The 17,476-nt window shown below is 53.7% G+C and carries 18 protein-coding genes; 10 read left to right on the forward strand and 8 right to left on the reverse strand.

Features of this window, described 5'->3' with window-relative positions; all coding sequences use genetic code 11:
- From GXP52_07520 to GXP52_07535, 4 genes are all read left to right on the forward strand, one after another.
- Window positions 1-327, forward strand: a 327-nt coding sequence (locus GXP52_07520; GenBank protein ID NOY87130.1) for a Fic family protein, incomplete at its 5' end; no start/stop codon positions are given.
- A 198-nt stretch (window positions 328-525) separates the two neighbouring features.
- Entirely contained in the window at window positions 526-1,002 is a 477-nt protein-coding gene (locus GXP52_07525) for a hypothetical protein (GenBank protein ID NOY87131.1), read from the forward strand.
- On the forward strand, window positions 1,002-3,467 hold the full coding sequence (locus tag GXP52_07530; protein ID NOY87132.1) for a S8 family serine peptidase: 2,466 nt from the start codon (window positions 1,002-1,004) through the stop codon (window positions 3,465-3,467). Before GXP52_07525 ends, GXP52_07530 begins: the two co-directional genes overlap by 1 nt.
- 93 nt (window positions 3,468-3,560) lie before the next feature.
- Window positions 3,561-4,451 carry a prenyltransferase gene (locus tag GXP52_07535; GenBank protein ID NOY87133.1) on the forward strand — a complete coding sequence of 297 codons (891 nt, stop codon included), beginning with the start codon at window positions 3,561-3,563 and terminating at the stop codon, window positions 4,449-4,451.
- Window positions 4,452-4,471: 20 nt separating this feature from the next.
- On the opposite strand, the gene GXP52_07540 is transcribed toward GXP52_07535, so the two are convergent.
- From GXP52_07540 to GXP52_07555, 4 genes are all read right to left on the reverse strand, one after another.
- Complete coding sequence (locus GXP52_07540; protein ID NOY87134.1) at window positions 4,472-5,200, reverse strand: response regulator; 729 nt, start codon at window positions 5,198-5,200, stop codon at window positions 4,472-4,474.
- A 90-nt stretch (window positions 5,201-5,290) separates the two neighbouring features.
- Entirely contained in the window at window positions 5,291-7,195 is a 1,905-nt protein-coding gene (locus tag GXP52_07545) for an ABC transporter (protein ID NOY87135.1), read from the reverse strand.
- 16 nt (window positions 7,196-7,211) lie between these two features.
- The gene (locus GXP52_07550; GenBank protein NOY87136.1) at window positions 7,212-7,943 is read right to left on the reverse strand and encodes an ABC transporter permease subunit; all 732 of its coding nucleotides are present in this window, start codon (window positions 7,941-7,943) and stop codon (window positions 7,212-7,214) included.
- A complete protein-coding gene (locus GXP52_07555; GenBank protein ID NOY87137.1) occupies window positions 7,940-8,911 on the reverse strand; it encodes an ABC transporter ATP-binding protein in 972 nt (323 codons plus the stop codon). The genes GXP52_07550 and GXP52_07555 overlap by 4 nt, the downstream gene beginning before the upstream one ends.
- 263 nt (window positions 8,912-9,174) lie before the next feature.
- On the opposite strand from GXP52_07555, the gene GXP52_07560 reads away from it, so the two are divergent.
- The 6 genes from GXP52_07560 (at window position 9,175) to GXP52_07585 (ending at window position 13,659) form a co-directional block, all read left to right on the forward strand.
- Window positions 9,175-9,942, forward strand: a complete 768-nt coding sequence (locus GXP52_07560; protein NOY87138.1) for a DUF4198 domain-containing protein — start codon at window positions 9,175-9,177, stop codon at window positions 9,940-9,942.
- Window positions 9,943-9,949: 7 nt separating this feature from the next.
- The gene (gene cbiM / locus GXP52_07565; protein ID NOY87139.1) at window positions 9,950-10,579 is read left to right on the forward strand and encodes a cobalt transporter CbiM; all 630 of its coding nucleotides are present in this window, start codon (window positions 9,950-9,952) and stop codon (window positions 10,577-10,579) included.
- Complete coding sequence (locus GXP52_07570) at window positions 10,576-11,178, forward strand: hypothetical protein (GenBank protein ID NOY87140.1); 603 nt, start codon at window positions 10,576-10,578, stop codon at window positions 11,176-11,178. The genes cbiM and GXP52_07570 overlap by 4 nt, the downstream gene beginning before the upstream one ends.
- Complete coding sequence (cbiQ, locus tag GXP52_07575) at window positions 11,179-11,940, forward strand: cobalt ECF transporter T component CbiQ (GenBank protein ID NOY87141.1); 762 nt, start codon at window positions 11,179-11,181, stop codon at window positions 11,938-11,940.
- A 62-nt stretch (window positions 11,941-12,002) separates the two neighbouring features.
- Window positions 12,003-12,587 (forward strand): ABC transporter ATP-binding protein, encoded by a 585-nt coding sequence (locus GXP52_07580; protein ID NOY87142.1) that lies wholly within the window; start codon window positions 12,003-12,005, stop codon window positions 12,585-12,587.
- A gap of 115 nt (window positions 12,588-12,702) precedes the next feature.
- Entirely contained in the window at window positions 12,703-13,659 is a 957-nt protein-coding gene (locus GXP52_07585) for a transposase (protein ID NOY87143.1), read from the forward strand.
- Between the two features lie 21 nt (window positions 13,660-13,680).
- Here the strand turns inward: GXP52_07585 and GXP52_07590 are convergent, their stop codons facing one another.
- From GXP52_07590 to GXP52_07605, 4 genes are all read right to left on the reverse strand, one after another.
- Window positions 13,681-15,561 (reverse strand): DUF2207 domain-containing protein, encoded by a 1,881-nt coding sequence (locus GXP52_07590; protein ID NOY87144.1) that lies wholly within the window; start codon window positions 15,559-15,561, stop codon window positions 13,681-13,683.
- Complete coding sequence (locus tag GXP52_07595) at window positions 15,561-16,112, reverse strand: LemA family protein (GenBank protein NOY87145.1); 552 nt, start codon at window positions 16,110-16,112, stop codon at window positions 15,561-15,563. The genes GXP52_07590 and GXP52_07595 overlap by 1 nt, the downstream gene beginning before the upstream one ends.
- Window positions 16,113-16,261: 149 nt before the next feature.
- Window positions 16,262-16,867 carry a response regulator gene (locus GXP52_07600; GenBank protein ID NOY87146.1) on the reverse strand — a complete coding sequence of 202 codons (606 nt, stop codon included), beginning with the start codon at window positions 16,865-16,867 and terminating at the stop codon, window positions 16,262-16,264.
- On the reverse strand, window positions 16,731-17,476 hold a 746-nt coding region (locus GXP52_07605; GenBank protein ID NOY87147.1), incomplete at its 5' end, for a hypothetical protein. The genes GXP52_07605 and GXP52_07600, both read right to left, overlap by 137 nt.

Consider the following 17,476-nt stretch of genomic DNA (forward strand, 5'->3'; position numbering starts at 1 on the left):
GATTTTATGCGGAACCTGCTGGACCTCGATGGGATGCAGAAAAGGATAGGAGCTTACGCACAGCAGCAGGCCCTGATGGATGAATTGCCCAGAGGATCCGGGAAGGTTTTACAGCAGGTGTTTCTTCGGGGCCGGATTTCCCGTGGGGAAGCGGCCCTGCTCACAGGCAAAGCTGAGCGTACGGGTCGGCGCATTGTGAAACAGCTCCTCGACAAGAAACTGTTGCGATCCGATTCCGACAAAGGACCGCTCAAGCCGGCGTTTCCAGTCGAGGCTGTCGGGTACTATTTCCCCCGCCTTTATCCTGAGGAAGTTGAATTTGAATGAAGACCGGCGCCAATAGTGCCTGACCCCCTGCGCTCAATTTTCCCTTAAAAATCAGACCATTGCTCCGCCCCCATCCAAAGGTGTACCATACCCATGCTAATCTAATGGGGAGAGAGCATCCTTTGGGAATTACAATTCTTACATACCATTTGCCGACCATGACCTTCCTTTGCACGCGAAAATCAAAGTGGGCAGAACGTGAATCTTGGCATTTCTGACAAGAAGGATCGGATAAACAACAATTCACGTCCTGATCCCGATGCGTTCCGAGGTGGCCAATTGAAGAGTCTGAATTTCATATTACGAGTCCTTATTATCCTGTTATTTATTATTCAAGGTTGCGGAACCTTTGTTACTTCAGATGGGACAACCAATACCAGGCAGGGAAATAGAGAAGTTCAAAAAAAACCGGCTCTATCACCAGACAAAGAGGAAAAGATTGTTAAGGGCGAGTTGATCGTCAGATTCAAAGATACAGTAACCAATCAAGAGATGGAAAAGATCATTTCTTCAATTGGAGCAAGAACCCTCAAGACAGTATCTAAAGAAAGGAAAACCGTTCTCATCCTATTACCTGAAGAATTATCAGAAAAAGACGCAATTAATGAATTGAGTAAGCTGACGGATGTTTTATATGCAGAGCCAAATCGCATTTATACGTTGGGGGCCGAGTAATGCTGAATGCTCTTATGAAGTTATGCTTGGCAATCATCACATCGCTTTTCATTTTGACGCTTCCAACACTTGCTTTTAGTCAAGATTATGTTCAGGGGGAGATACTGGTAAAATTTAAAGTTGCAGCATCTTCAACAAATAGAGCATCCCTCAATACAAGCTTGGGTTCTAATATACTTAGGAATCTTGGTCCCATAGGAGTGCAACAACTGAAAGTTCGGCCAGGGTTATCAGTGCAAGATGCAATTAAAGAATATCAAAGCCGGCCGGAAGTTGAATATGTGCAGCCCAATTACATTTATCATCTCCAATCAACAACCCCCAACGATCCTGACTACCCCAGTTTATGGGGACTTGATAATACAGGACAAACGGTTAGTGGCATCTTCGGTACATCAGATGCGGATATTGATGCACCTGAAGCATGGGACATCACTACAGGTTCACCATCGGTAATTGTCGCTGTCGTTGATTCTGGTGTCGATTACAATCATCCTGATATCAGCGGAAATATCTGGAGTAATTCAGGAGAAGTAATAAACGGCATAGACTCGGATTTAAATGGTTATGTAGACGATGTTAGGGGTTGGGATTTCGTTGATAACGATAATGATCCGATGGATGTAAATAGCCACGGGACACATGTGTCCGGAACAATAGGGGCGGTAGGAAATAATGGTATCGGGATTACAGGTGTTGCATGGACCACAAAGATTATGCCGGTTCGTGTGTTTGACTTCGCCGGCTTGGCCACCACCGCGAACATTGTTCTTGGCTTTGACTATGCAGTTGCCAATGGAGCAAAAATTATTAATTTCAGTGCTGGTGGTGGGCCGTCCGACCAAGCTATGATGGATTCAATTTCCGCTGCGAATAACGCTGAAGTTTTAATGGTATTTGCGGCTGGGAATTCCGCAAATAACAATGATGCCGGAGGAGCTCATTTTTACCCCTCAGATTATACTTACGACAATATAATCAGTGTCTCTGCTACTGACCAGGATGATTCCTTAGCTTCATTTTCAAATTATGGGGCTACTTCAGTGGATGTTGGTGCACCAGGGACAAATATATACAGCCTTAAACCGGCACGCCAAACTATTTTTTGGGAGGATTTTGAAGGATCAGTGCCTGGTTGGATTACCAATACAGTATCCGGATATACATGGGGTATTACTTCAGATTATTATTATTCAGGTTCAAAAAGTTTGGACGATGGCTCAGGGGTTCTCGATTACCTGGCAAACACTGATTCCTGGGTTGCCAGCCCCACATTTAATTTATCTGGTAAATCAGGTTGCACATTATCATTGCAAACTTCCTATATAATAGAAAATTCTTACGATTATATTCATCTAATGATTTCTACAGGTGGAACATATTCAGATTTGGCTGGAACCCCACTATCTGGAAGCCGGCCAACCTGGGTAAAAAGAACCTACGATTTGAAATATTACGAGGGGAATGCATCGGTTTCTCTCATGTTTGGTTTAACCTCTGATGCAACTGTTCAATATGGTGGTGTGAATTTTGATGATATTTCAGTTACATGTTCATCCACAACGTTCAGCGGTACAGAGTACACATTTAAGCAAGGTACATCCATGGCAGCTCCACATGTGGTTGGTCTGGCAGCTCTTTTGCTGGCACAAAACCCATCCCTTACAGTCTCCCAATTGAAAGCATTGATATTGGAGAACGGGGATTCCCTGCCGGCTCTTAGCGGGAAAACCACCACGGGTAAAAGGATAAATGCCTACAATTCTTTAAGAGCCGGAGATATCACAGCCCCCACAAATCCATATATCCTCATTGACGGTGGTAGTTCCAATACGACATCAACCGGCGTTACCCTTGCCCTGTCAGCGGCTGATGGTATAGGTGTTACAGGTTATTACATCTCAGAGACATCCTCAGCACCGGCGCCCGGCAGCTTTACTTCCATAACTTCTACTACCGATTACTCAGCAAATGTACCCTTTGTATTAAGTAGCGGCAGTGGAACCAAAACGGTTTACGCTTGGTTTAAAGATACCGCTGAGAATATAAGTTCAGGAGCATCCGACACTATCATCTATACAGCTGAGGAAAACGAAGCAACCGGGGGAAGCGATGGCTGTTTTATCGCCACAGCGGTCTATGGGTCATACGAGGCACCGGTGGTTAAACTCCTCCGCCGGTTCCGGGACCAGTTCCTGCTCACCAACGGCCCCGGCCGACTGTTTGTGGATGCCTACTACCGCTATTCGCCATCTGTAGCCGAATGGCTGAAAGATTCCAATTGGGCTAAGCCCATCGTCAGGGTCCTGCTATTGCCATTGATCGCACTTGCATGGTTCCTGGTGAAACTGAGTCTACCGGTACAGATACTCGCTATTATCTTGTTGCTCGGTATAGTGGTCTCAATAACTCGATTGAGGAGAAGAGCAGACCCCCCTCCATCCTCCGCCCATTTTCTCCCCTGATCTTCAGTTCTTGACCGACTCGGGTCGAAGGTATACAAAGCAGAGTGACCAGGTGGTCACGTTTTGCCCGCGCTTTTGAAATGAGGGAAGAGGATGAAGCCGAAAACCGCAGTCTGGGCCGCCCAGATACGAGCGCCGTTCCTTCTTCTGGCCGTTGTCCTCGTCCTGATCGGGGGCGCCCTGGCCCACGAATACGGACGGTTCAGCTTTTTGCTCTTTTTCCTATGCCTGGCAGGTACGGTCCTGGCTCACGTTTCCGTCAATCTTTTCAACGAACTTTCCGATTTCCGGACCGGCATCGATTCCCTTACCAGGAGAACTCCGTTCTCGGGAGGGAGCGGGAACCTGCAGGCGGGTCTTACCTCGGAATGGGGCGTCAGGATCGCCGCGTGGTGTACCCTGGCTTTGGCCGGCGCGATCGGGCTGTACCTGGCATGGCGGTCAAATTGGATCCTGCTGGGATTTATCCTGGTGGGGGGGCTGACGACTGTGTTCTACACAAGCCGCCTGGCCAAATTTGCCCTGGGGGAACTGTTCGCGGGCATGTGTCTTGGGAGCATGGTGGTCGTCGGCACTTTCATCGCCATGACCGGGGAGCTGAACACTACGGTGCTGCTCGCCTCCGTGCCTCCAGGCATCCTTACATCACTGCTGCTCTTCCTGAACGAATTCCCGGACCTGCAAGCGGACAGTTCCGGAGGGCGGCGTCACCTTCTTATCGTCCTGGGCAGGTCGGCCTCGGCGCGGGTCTACACGATTTCTCTGGGCGTCTGCTACGGGTTCATCGTCTGGGGTGTCGCATCGGGCGTCTTTCCGATTGCAATGCTCATTACCCTCCTGACCCTACCCCTCGCCTTCAAGGCCGCCGTCATCACCCTGAAGCACCATGACGATTTCGAGAAAATGATCGCGGCACAGGGGGCCAACGTGGGGCTGGTCCTGGGGATAGATTTTCTCATGGCCATAGCCTATTTCATTCACTGACAGGTCCTGACCCCCTTCACTCACTCCTCATCCACAATGCCGGCGGCCTTCATCCGCTGCTTTTTCAGCTCCTCGTCGATGTATGCCTGGATAAGTTCACGCTCGGCTTCGCCGATGATCAGGAACTCGACGCCTATTCCCAATGAACCGCCCCTTCTGACGTTGGCTGCCCATCGGACCATGGCCACGGTGGAGATAGTGTAATTGGAATCGGGAAGAGAGAAGGATACATCTATCTCCGAACCGGAGTCCGGGGGGATACCCATCTCGATGAAGGCCCCACCTTTTGACAGGACGTGCATGGTAGTGTTCAGTTTAAGACCCCCAACTCCCACAGTGCACGCCAGGTTGACAGTCGCCCGTTGGTAGCGTCTCTGGGCCATCACCAGAATCTCCCGGACCGCACCGATGAGGGATTCCCTGGTAAATGGTTTGTAGATGATCCTGTCACACCCGGCATTGATACACCTTTTCAGGGTTTCAGGGTTCCGCTCGGATGTGACGATAATAATTGGGATGTGTTTCGTACTTGGGTCGCCCTTCAGCTTTGCGCAGACCACGTCGCCGTCCATGCCGGGCATGTGAAGATCCAGGAGAATCAGGTCCGGCTTTACCGCATGGGCGATTTCAAGGGCCTTCGTTCCGGACATGGCCGAATGCAGGTCGAGTTCCTTTCTGGAAAGAAAGGATTTTTCCATAACCAGGAAGAGTTCGGCATCGTCCACCAGCAGAAGCGTTTTCTTCTTCATGTGCATAGTCCTCCTCTACCGCTGTACTTCACCGGTATTTCGGACGCTTGTCAAGAACTGGTTGACATTAGCCGGACCCCTGCCGATCCGTCAGGCCGGGAACCCCATATTCCGTTTTCGGCGTATGAACCACACGATGATGGAACCAAGCGCGACAAGGATGGGAACCAGGGCGATGTTGATGAATTTGAGCATCGTTTCAAGCCTTTCAATATTCCTCCTGAGCTGGTACTGAACCACCCTCAGGTCCTTTCGAATATCGACCTTTTCCTGCCGGAACTTGTCAATTTCCTTTTGCTGTTCCGGTGTCAGTTTGGCGGATTCCGCATCCTTGCGCTTGCCCTGAAGCTCGTTGAGCTTTCTCTCCGTCTTGTCAAGTTTTGCGGTCAGTTCCTGTTCCTTGGCCCGGTACTTGCGCTCGGCCTCCCGTCGTATCTTCTCAACCAGAGTGAACGGGCGGGAAGATGTCCCGCGGCTCCGGATGCTGATGAGGTCGGAACTGCCGCTTAGCTGGTCAAGGGCGTTGATGGCAAAATCGGCGTTCCCCGCGTTGGGGATGGCGATGCGTCTTCCAAAGAAGTCCTGGATGGTTACCCAGAACCTGTCCTGTAGAAGATCCGTATCCGCGATCACGATAACGTTAATCGGGCCTTTCGATTGGAGAAGCTGTTTTTTCTCCTTTGCTTTTTTCTGTCCCTCTTTGCGGGCTTTGTCCTTTTTTTCCGGTGGGGGCGGTCCGTCCGGGAAGGCCGTCGTCGCGGGCCCGCTGATACGGGCGGCCAGGGTAAAGGGTTTTCCGGCCGGTTTAAAATCGGCGATAAGACGTTTTGGGTCCGGGGGGAAGGAAAGCTGCTTGCGGTCCAGCAGCATCGCCTGTGATGTGGATTGCACCAGGGGAACGAATTTCGTCCCGGCATCCTTGGTAGGCGTCAGAGACCCTGCACTGGCCAGATTGAGCTGATCGATCTGTCCTGTGACCACCTCGTTCCGGTTGAGCATGTTGCCCCGGACGGCAAGCCAGGGCAGGTAATCGATGACCTGGGTTCGAAAACGCCCTTGATAACTTACCCTCTGGGCCGCGGCCATGTCTCCAACCACCTTGCCCGGTGTCAGCTTTACCCCCCAGGCGCCGAGCAGCCTGTTGGGCGCATACCCGGATGTGGATCCCTCCGCGGGACCCTGGGCCGCCATGAGTTCGCTCATGGGGTCCACGAAGACGAGGGCATGTCCCCCGCGCAGGACAAACTGATCAATTGCGTAAAGGGACCGTTTACCGAGGCCCTGGGGGTAGACAACCATCAGCACCCCAATGTCGTCCGGGATCTCTTCCTCGTCTTTGGGCAGAACCTTCAGATCGTACTGACGCTGCAGTTGATCCACGATGATCCACGGCGGTTCCATACTGAATGGGTTGCGGGGCGACGATCCCCCGGTAAGCGGAAGGGCGCTCAGGAGCCCAACCTTTGTTTTTTCCGGGTGGTCGAGGGAGTAAACCATCCGGCTCAGGTCGAACTCCAGAAAGCTTTCCCTGGCGGGTTGAAGAAAGGGAATAACCTGGTGTTTTCCATTTTTCCCGAATCCCACGATGCCGAAGTAGAGAGTCTCGCCGCTGCTTCCCGTGGGGACCCCCTGCAGCCCATAGCGGACCGCGTCGTCCTCCGCCTCGGAGAAAGGTTCGGGATCAATTACCTCGAGAGTCAGTTTTCCCCCCGCAACCGAGGAGTATTCCTCCAGGAGGTCCAAAACCCGCTGTGAAAAGAGTTTCAGACTGGTCATGTCCTTTGCGACACCGGCTGACCAGTATAGTTGTATTTTTACAGGATCCTGCAATGTTTCAAGGATGTGGACGGTTCCCTTTGACAGGGTGTGAACCTTGTTTTGAGTCAGGTCGAGTCGGGCGAATCGAAAAAGAGGTCGGCCCGCCGTGTTGATCAAAAGAAAGATCGCCACCGCGGCGACAAGACCGCCTACTGTAAGGTATCTTCTATTTTTCATTTGTCGGCCTCCCCTTTCAATTCTTGCAGCGATCCACAGCCCAGGCGCCGGCCAGGAGCCATAGGGCTATAAAGGTGAGGAAGTAGATGATGTCTCTTAAATCGAGTATCCCCTTGGTGATGGTGTCGAAGTGCTGGAGGAAACCGAGGGATCCGAGCATCTCCACCACCGCCGAGGGAAGCCAGGGACGGAAGAAGTCCTGGACGATGGGAAACCCGGAGAGGAGGAAGGCAAAACAGCCCACGACGGAGATTACGAATGCGATGACCTGATTGCGGGTCAATGCGGAAAAGAACGCGCTGATGGAGAGATAAGCCCCGGCCATCAGGAGACTTCCGACATATCCCGCCGCGATCACCCCGTTATCGGGCCTGCCGAGGATGTTTACGGTTATCCAGATGGGAAAGGTCAGGCCCAGGGAAATGGCGATCATGGACCATGCGGCCAGGAATTTGCCCAGGACCGCCTCCATCATGGAAACAGGCAGGGTCATGATCAACTCGATGGTTCCTGTTTTGCGTTCCTCGGCCCACAACCGCATCCCGAGGGCGGGGGCCAGGAAAAGGTAGAGCCACGGGTGCCAGGTGAAGAACGGTTGAAGGTCGGCCTGCCCTCTGGGGAAAAACCCGCCCAGGTAGAAGGTGAAGGTTCCCGTGAGAACCAGGAATATGATGACGAACACATACGCCAGAGGCGTAGAAAAGTATGAGGCCATTTCGCGCCGGTAGATGGATGCCATCCGCTTCATATTCGCCCCCCCTCTGTGGTTTCCCGGGCTGGAACGGTCAGAGTGTGAAAAACCTCGTCCAGCCGTCCGGATTCCTGCCGCAGTTCCTGGATATGCCATGGCCCGGCGTTCAGGAGATTGGCGATTTCGGTCAGAATTGGTCCTCCTTCCCGGGGAAAGGCGGTGCAAATGACCATGTCCCCGTTCCCGGCGGCCGAGGAAACCCTCTCCACTCCTGGAACGTTATGAAGCGCATCGGTGAGGGATTCCTCCTGGTCTGCGGACACAAGTATGGAAACGGCGTTATGATAGGACGACATGGTCTCAAGTTCCAATGGCGTACCATCAGCCACGATTTTACCCCGCGCGATAATGATGGCCCGGCTGCACACGTCCCGAACCTCCTCCAGAATGTGGGTGGAGATAATGATGGCCTTGTCCTCCGCCATGGTTCTGACGAGGTCTCTCACCTCCCGTTTCTGGTTGGGGTCCAGACCATCGGTGGGTTCGTCCAGGATAAGGGCAGGGGGGTCGTGGAGTATCGCCTGGGCAAGCCCCAGCCGCCTTTTGAACCCTTTTGACAGTGTTTCAATGGGCTGCTTCCAGACATCCTTGAGGTGAACGAGCTCGGCGAGTTCCCCGAGCCGTTTTTCCTTCGCACTTCCCTCGATGCCGCGAATCCGGGCGACAAAGCCGAGAAATGAGTATGGGGTCATTTCGGGATAGAGGGGCGCCCCCTCGGGGAGATAACCGAACTTTCCTTTGGCGGCTACGGGATGCTTGAGGACGTCAATGCCGCATATGCTGACTGATCCCTCGTCCGGCATCAGATATCCGGTGATCATCCTCATTGCGGTCGTCTTGCCGGCGCCGTTTGGGCCAAGGAAGCCAAGGACATCTCCCGCCTCCACCTCACAGCTGATATCGTTTACAGCTGATATCGTCCCGAACGATTTGCGCAGATTATGGACCTCAATCCGCGATGCCATAATTAACACCACCTCCTGTCCTGAACAATCCCCTCCGGAAACGGAACGGTAAAGGCTCCGCCAACCGGATTAAGAATGCATCATTGTAGTGAAGGCCCCGCGAAATGTTCCGGGGAAAAAATATTCCTCAACAACTCATTTGTCAAGCTCCGTGGGAAACAATTATCTTGACAGCCCGTAATAAAAAATCGTAAGAGGTTATTTGTGTTGTGGCACGCTTTTCTAATTACATGTTACGTATTTTCTGTGGGAGGGGGGGATACATGAAAAGATGGCTGTTGGTCATTTTTGTAGCGGCGGCGTTGGCGGCTCAGGCCCAGGTTGCCCATGCCCATTTCGGTGCGTTGATCCCCAGCGACGATATCATCTCGCAGGGTGAGGGGAACAGGGTCAACATCCACGCCATGTTCATTCACCCCATGGAGAACGGCTATATGCAGATGGAAAAGCCCGTTCGTTTCGGGGTGCTTTTCCGCGGCAGGAAGACCGACCTGACGGGGGCCCTTCGCGAAAAGAAGATAAGGGGATTTTCCACATGGTCGGCCGATTATGAGATCAGGCGTCCCGGTGACTATGTTTTCTATCTCGACCCGGTGCCGTACTGGGAGCCGGCCGAAGGCCGGTATATCGTTCACTATACCAAGGTCGTCGTAGACGCGTTCGGGCTGGAAAAGGGATGGGACGCCGAGGTGGGCATGAAGACGGAGATCGTTCCCCTGACCCGCCCTTATGGCCTGTGGACCGGGAACGTCTTTCAGGGAATCGTAAAGGTGAACGGCAAGCCGGTTTCGTACGCCGAGGTGGAGGTTGAATACCTGAACACGGATAATATAAAACCCCCGGCGGATCCGTACCTCACCCAGGTGCTCAAGGCGGATTCCAACGGGGTCTTCACCTACGGCATTCCACGGGCCGGGTGGTGGGGGTTTGCCGCTCTCTCGGAGGACGATAAAATGATGGAGAGGGACGGGAAGAAGGTCCCCGTGGAGATAGGGGCGGTTATCTGGGTCCGGACGAGGGACATGAAATGATTGAGCGATGCACATAAGCGAAGGAGTGTTATCCCCCCAGCTTCTTGCGGGCGGTGCGGTGCTGGCCAGCGCCGGCCTGGCAATAGGCATGCGTCAACTCAAGGCGGAGAAGATACCGCAGGTGGCGGTCCTCTCATCGGCCTTTTTCGTGGGGTCCCTCATTCACGTCCCGGCTGGGCCGGTCAGCGTCCACCTGGTGTTAAACGGTATTAACGGCCTGATCCTCGGATGGGCCGCGTTCCCCTCCATTTTCGTTGCCCTGACCCTCCAGGCCCTCCTCTTTCAGTTCGGAGGCCTCACGGTATTGGGGGTAAACACCGTTGTCATGGCTTTTCCGGCGGTGCTCTCGTACTATGTTTTCGGAAGGCTCGTGCGTAGAGGGTCAAAGCTCACGGCCTGGGCCGGGGGGTTTGGAGCCGGATTCGTCTCGGTGGCGGTGGGGGCCTGCCTCGTCGGGCTTTCACTCGCCCTTACCGGGAAAAACTTCTATCAGGCGGCCATGGTGGCTGTCGCGGCCCATATCCCTGTCATGATAATCGAGGGGATAATCACGGGATTCTGCGTAACTTTCCTCAGGAGGGTCAGGCCGGAGATTCTCGGGATCAAGGCTGAATCCAGGGAGGAAGACCGACGATGAACCGCTGGATGGCGGCAGCCGCACTTTGTACGGCCCTTTTTTTCCTGACCGTTGGTCAGGCATTGGCCCACAAGGTGAACATCTACGCCTACGAGGAGGGTGGAAAGATCCACACGGAAAGCTACTTTGTGGACGGCACTCCAAGTCGGGATTCCCGCGTTACAGCCTACGATAAAAATGGGAAAGTCGTGGCCGAGGGGCGCACCGATGACGATGGTGTCTTTGTCTTTTCCGTTGAGCATCCAGGGGATCTCAGGATTGTCCTGGAGGCGAGCATGGGCCACCGGAACGAGATACTCCTTCCGGCCGCTGATACCGTGAGCGGCGTTGCCGAACCCATACCTGAACAGGGCAAAAACGCTCCGGTTACCAACGATAGCGGCGTCCCCGGCGCGGCAAGCGCGCCGCAGGGGCCGTCACTGGACAAAGCCATTGACCGTGCTCTCGCCAGGAGGCTCGGTCCGATTCAGGAATCGATCATCAATATCCAGCGGGCCATGGAGAAACCGAGCCTCTCCCAGATCCTCGGAGGGCTTGGATATATCATCGGCATAGCAGGGGCGTTCCTCTGGGGAATGAGCAGGAAAAAGGGTATCTGAATGCACCTTGAGGAATTCGCCAATGGGTGCAGCGTCTGGCACCGGATGGACCCCAGAGTGAAGATAATCGGGGTTACGGCCTTCGCGGTGGTGACAGCCGTTTCAAGTGGAATACCGGCTCTCCTGTTCGCCTTCACCCTCTCCATTGCGGCTTTGGCCGCTGCCAGGCTGGAAATCCGGCAGGTGGCCATCCGGCTGTCGGTGGTCAACGGATTTGTCCTGTTCCTGTGGTTGTTTCTTCCGTTTACAACCCCGGGTCAGGTTCTGGCGCAATGGGGATGGCTTACGGTCCATCGGGCCGGCATTATCCTCGCGTTCTCAATCACCCTGAAGGCCAACGCCATCGCCGCGGCGACCATCGCCCTCCTTGGAACAAGCACTGTTTTCGACCTGGTCCACGGGTTGGTTCACCTGAGGATGCCCCAGAAGCTGGTGCAGCTCTTTTTCTTTACCTACCGATATCTCTCGGTTATCCACAGGGAATACCTTCGCCTGCGGGCCAGTATGCGCGTCCGCTGTTTTCATTCCGGCACTAACCTCCACACCTACCGATCGGTGGCGTATCTTATGGGGATGCTGTTTGTCCGGAGTTTTGATCGTTCTGAGCGGATCTACCATGCCATGATCCTGAGAGGATTTTCGGGGACGTTCTGGACCCTGCATCACTTCCGGATGCGACGGTCGGATTGGGCGGCGCTCAGCCTGATGGCGCTCTTTATTGGTGTTGAGATCGGTCTTCAGCTCCCCGGGGGACTGTCGTGATCCGCCTGTCGAATATCGGCTTTACCTACCCCAACGGTGCCGAGGTATTAAAAGGGTTGGAAATGTCATGCGGCAAGGGGGACCGGATCGGTATCATCGGGGCAAATGGATCGGGGAAGACGACCGTGCTCCACATCCTGATGGGGCTTCTCAGCCCGACATCGGGATCTGTGGAGCTTTTTGGAAAGGAACGGACGCGGGAGGAGGATTTCCGGGAGGCACGCCGGCGTATGGGGTTCGTTTTTCAGGATGCTGACGACCAGCTCTTTTGTCCCACCGTTGCCGAGGACGTGGCGTTCGGACCCCGGAACCTTGGTAAATCCGCACCAGAGGCCCACGATATCACCCACAGGGTCCTTTCCATGCTGGATATTGAGCACCTGGAAGAAAGGGTTACCTATCAGCTTTCCGGGGGTGAAAAACGGCTCGTCGCCTTGGCGACGGCTCTTGCCATGGAGCCCGAGATCCTGATCCTGGATGAGCCTGCCACAGGACTTACCGAGGACGCTACGGAACACCTGCTGAAGGTTCTGGACCGGCACGTGCCCACAAGTATTATCGTCTCCCACGACCTCCGGTTCCTCAACCGGGCCGTTGAAAGGACCCTGACCCTCAAAACCGGCCTCCTTTGGGTTTGGGGGACGTAGTTAAGTTGTTAAGTTGTCTGTCAGAAATGTCTGAATGCACCCAGCGGGATATTTTTGGCCCGGATCTTGAACCGCTTGCAGTATGCCGAGAACACCTCGATTAGATATCAGCGGAATGCTTTATCATGTTATGGCAAGGGGTATCGAAAAAAGAGATATCTTCCTGGACAATAAAGACCGAAACATCTTTCTCAAGAGGTTTTCTATTGTTGGGACCGAATGCGGAATCGATTGTCTCGCGTGGTCCCTCATGCCCAACCATATCCATCTTCTCATAAGACCCACGGCATCCAAACTGGCAACCTTCATGCAAAGGCTGTTGACGAGTTATGCCGTGACCTTCAACTTAAGGCATGACCGTGTCGGTCACCTGTTCCAGAATCGATATAAATCGATTATTTGTCAGGAAGAATCCTATCTACTCCAGCTTGTCCGGTACATCCACCTGAACCCAGTCAAGTTGGGCCTGGTTGAAGATATCGAAATGTTGGATCGATATCCATGGACGGGACACTCAGTGCTTGCAGGGACTCGAACCTTCCCTGTTCAGAGAGCAGAAGAAGTGCTTGAGTATTTCGGGCGGAGTGTGTTTTTGGCACGCAGGCGGTACAGGGAATTCCTTGTCCATGAAATCAAAAGGCTTCGTTCGGGCGCGGAAGGAATAAATAATGCTGAAACGGAGACCTACGATTATCCTCCGGAGTGGGAATTGAGGGAAGGACGCATCCTTGGGAGCGAGGCTTTTGCACAAACCATCAAAGGAAAAAACTCGACTTTGCCAGACAACACGGATTCAGAATCAGCATCCATGGATGAATTGCTTATTCGTGTTTGCCGACAGTTCCGAATCAGAAAAGATGATTTGATGAGCTCCAGAAGAGACAGGCGACTCAGTGATGCCAGGGCTGTCATCTGTTTCCTTGCCACCAGGGAGTTGGGTTATAGCGGCGCTGAAGTTTCCGGATTGTTGGAGATTAGCCAAGCCGCTGTCAGCCTTGCTTCCAAGAGAGGGCAGGCAATTGTGGAGACGCGCCAGTCGGACAGTGCAGCGATGAGCGTTCAAACAACTTAACAACTTAACTACGTCCCCTGGCTACCATCCTCCTCCTCCCCCTCCGCCCCCGCCTCCGCCGGATGATCCCCCTCCCGAAAACCCCGAGGATGACCCTGGGGCGGTAGACGAGGAGGAGATAGCTGAGGCCAGTGAGGACCCGAGGCCCGACGAGAAGTTGCCGGCGTGAAATGTGTCCAGCCTGGATCCGTAATACCAGCCGGGGGAATAGGACCTTCCATCCGTCCCCGCCTTTGACAAAACATCGGAAAACCGTTCCGACCACTCCTGGTCCACGTCAAGAGCGAGTGCGTAGGGGAGGTACTTTTCAAAAAGTTCCGGCGTTCGGTCAGGAGGGTTCAGGACATTGAGCCGGTCCTCTTCCGCGGCCTTCATGTACATCCTGAACCCCTCGATCCTGTCGAGCATGCGCCTGCCCAGCCTGGTTGGGGACCTGAGCAGATGATAAAAGACGATGTTCAAGGCCAGGAGGATTACGAGAAGGGCCGCGACGGCAGCGGACGTGGTGGTAGTAAGCAAAAAGATACCCACCACCTCGAAAGCAGTGAACAGGACGGCCATGGGGTACCGCCTGGCCGCCCACAGGCCGTAGACTCCCACCGACCAGATGGTCAGCCAGAGTGTCATGAAGACGAAAAGCCCCTTGTCGGAGGCCGTAGCGAAGCCGGTTCCCAGGAATGCCGCGGCGGACAGGATCAGGCCCGGAGCGAGATAGGAACTGTTTGTCTTGAAGTAGGATGTTTGATAATCACCCGCCAGCACTTTCTTTAATGCCTCGATGGCGCCTGATATCCTGGAGTGGGAGGTGTTCTTCAGGATAAGCGATTTATGGCTGCCGAAAAGCTTCCTGAAAAGCTTCCGTTCCCCCTTTGAAAGGACGGACTCGTTGAACCCTTCTTCCTTTTTCAGCGTATAGGTCTTGTCCTTCTCATGGATTGTCAGGGACCCTTTCACGGCCAGGTCGATCACCGCGGCGGCAAAGGCGCTGTTATCAAAACCCATCCGTCGGATATATCGCACCGCTGCAGGAGAAAGGCGGCCGGGTGGTTTAAACCGGGGGATGATGGTTCCAGCCACCGGATCACGCCCCACCTTGTTCCATACAAACAGGTAGTATCCCAGGATAAGAACCAGGCCGATCAGACCGATGAGCAGGTTGCGGTTGTCGGAAAAGATGAAGCCGACGCGTGTTAAGCTGGTGGGCTCGGTGACGTAGCCCTTGGGCCAGCCCACTACGATAGTCAGACCCTCGTTGGGGCCCAGCGGCCTTGTCGCTTCGAAAAGGATCCGCCCGTCCGGGGTGATTTCACTGGTGTACGACTGCTCCCTGCTCCCCTTAGGTCCGGTAAATCCATCCAATTTTACGGACTCGATGGGGACCTCGGGAGGCAAGGTAACCGACGCTGAGGCGCGGTGTGTGGGAAAGTTCCATCCGTTCCCGGTGACATTCCAGTACAGTTCGTCGTGATCCTCAAAGAAGCCGATCTGGCGATCGGTAATGTAGGTAATGTTGTAGGTGTAGTTCCCTGTAGGAAGGTTGCGGTCCTTGTTGCCGATATAGACCCGGGTCCCGTTGCTCCTGGACACGGCATGGTAGTTCTCAGAATGCCCGTTTCTATCCACGTGAAGAACCTTGAAGGTGACCCGGTGCTTGTTGCCTAAACGGTCCAGGTAGGTCGTGGGAAAGTCCCTGTAGATACCCCTCTTTATCTGATGGCCCTCTGCCCTTACCTGAATGGTTTCATGAACCTGGATGTTCCCGTCGGTTTTTACCACGATAGAGCTGTTCATCCAGAGGATGCTTTCAGCAGCCGGCGCGAGGGCGGGATGGACAATGGACCCAAGAAAGAACAGGGTCGCAAGAAGCCGGCGGAAGCTGCGGGTAATGCCCGGACGTTTCATCAGAAGCTGACCTCAGGAACCTCCCGCTGTGTAGCGAGCTCGATCTCGAAAAACTCGGTCTCTTTGAACCCGAAAGAATCTGCAATAAAGTTGGACGGGAAAGACTGGACAAGGATATTCATATCCCTGACAGTCCCGTTATAGTAGCGGCGGGCGAGCTGGAGCTGTTCCTCGATCTCCGAAAGCTTGTTCTGCAGGTCGAGGAAATTCTGGTTCGCCTTCAGGTCGGGATAGGCCTCGGCCAGGGCAAAAAGCTGTCTTAGCTGTTGGGTCAGTGCCGTCTCGATGGCGCTTTTCTCACCGGTGGCCTGAGCCTTGACGGCGGAGTTGCGAAGTTCGGTGACCTTTGAAAGGACGCCTTCCTCGTGCCTCGCATAACCCTTGACGGTTGATACCAGGTTCGGGATCAGGTCATGACGCCTTTTTAGTTGAACGTCAATCCCGCTCCACCCTTCGAGGACCCGGTTCCTCTGTCTGACGAGGCGGTTGTAGATGAAAACAACAAAAACAAGGACGAGAACGATAATGCCTGAGATGATCCAGCCGGCCATGCGCACCTCCAGAAAAATTGGAATATCCTCCGATAATTCCAATATTACCCACATCAATGAAAAAAAGGGAAGAGTGGTCAGGGATGGGGAAGAATATTACAGCGTTTTCAGGTGGGAATTAGGGAGGGGATGACGGCGATTTGCAATTTTCAGGTCGAGGAATCCAGGACCTCGCGGATGGCTCTCCCCAGGGTTTTTACATCAAAAGGTTTTTGAATAAAATTAACCCCTTCGTCCAGAATCGATCGATGGGCCACAACATTGACCGTGTAACCTGACATGAAGATGGTCTTGATTCCCGGGATAATGGTTTTTATCCTCTCCGCGAGTTCCTTTCCGTTCATTGCCGGCATGACGACGTCCGAAAGGAGAAGATCGATTCCTCCCCCCTGTTTTTCGCAGAGTTCAATGGCCTCTTCAGGGTTTTCGGTTCCCAGGACATGGTATCCGTGTATTTCCAGCGCTTCCTGGATGAAGCTCAGTATCTGCTCCTCGTCCTCAACGACGAGGATAGTTTCACTCCCGGTTATGGATTCCGGTTCGGCAGATTCTTTGATGACATGGGGCGCCGACTCAAACCTGGGGAAGTAAATCTTGAACGTAGTCCCTTCTCCCGGTTCACTGTAGACATTGATGAATCCGCCGTTTTGTCTGATGATCCCATAGACGGTGGACAACCCCAACCCGGTTCCGATCCCGTGTTCTTTCGTGGTAAAGAAGGGTTCGAATATTTTCCCCGCAACCTCCATGGTCATGCCGCATCCGTCCGGTGAAGGTAATCATCACGTAGTCTCCGGGAGAGAAATCAGGCCTGCTGTCGGAATAGGATTTGTCCAGAGAAACGTTGTTCGTTTCGACTATGATATTCCCCGTATCCTGGATAGCATCCCGGCTGTTGACGGCCAGGTTGGTCAGAACCTGGTCCACCTGGCCCGGGTCGAGATAGACTGTCCAGAGGTCGTCGCCGGGAATAAGGGTAAAACTGATGTTCTCCCCGACCAGCCTCTTGAGCATCTCGATAGTGTCCGCGATTTTCAGGTTCAGGTCGATGGGATTGGGGGATATGACCTGTTGTCTGGAAAAGGCCAGCAGCTGTCTGGTAAGATCCGAAGATCGCCTGGCCGCTTTACCAATTTGGGAAAGAATCCTGAAAAGAGGATCAGAATGATCGATCTCGGAGAGGGCCAGCTCCGTGAAGCCTGTGATCACCGTAAGCATGTTGTTGAAGTCGTGAGCAACACCTCCGGCGAGACGGCCCACCGCCTCCATCTTTTGGGACTGGCGCAGCTGCTCCTCGATGGCGAGATGTCTGTCTTCGGCCTCCTTCTTGGCGGTAATGTCAAGAACAGTGCCGAAAAGGGTCT

This window comes from Deltaproteobacteria bacterium (assembly GCA_013151915.1).
GTDB lineage: Bacteria > BMS3Abin14 > BMS3Abin14 > BMS3Abin14 > BMS3Abin14 > BMS3ABIN14.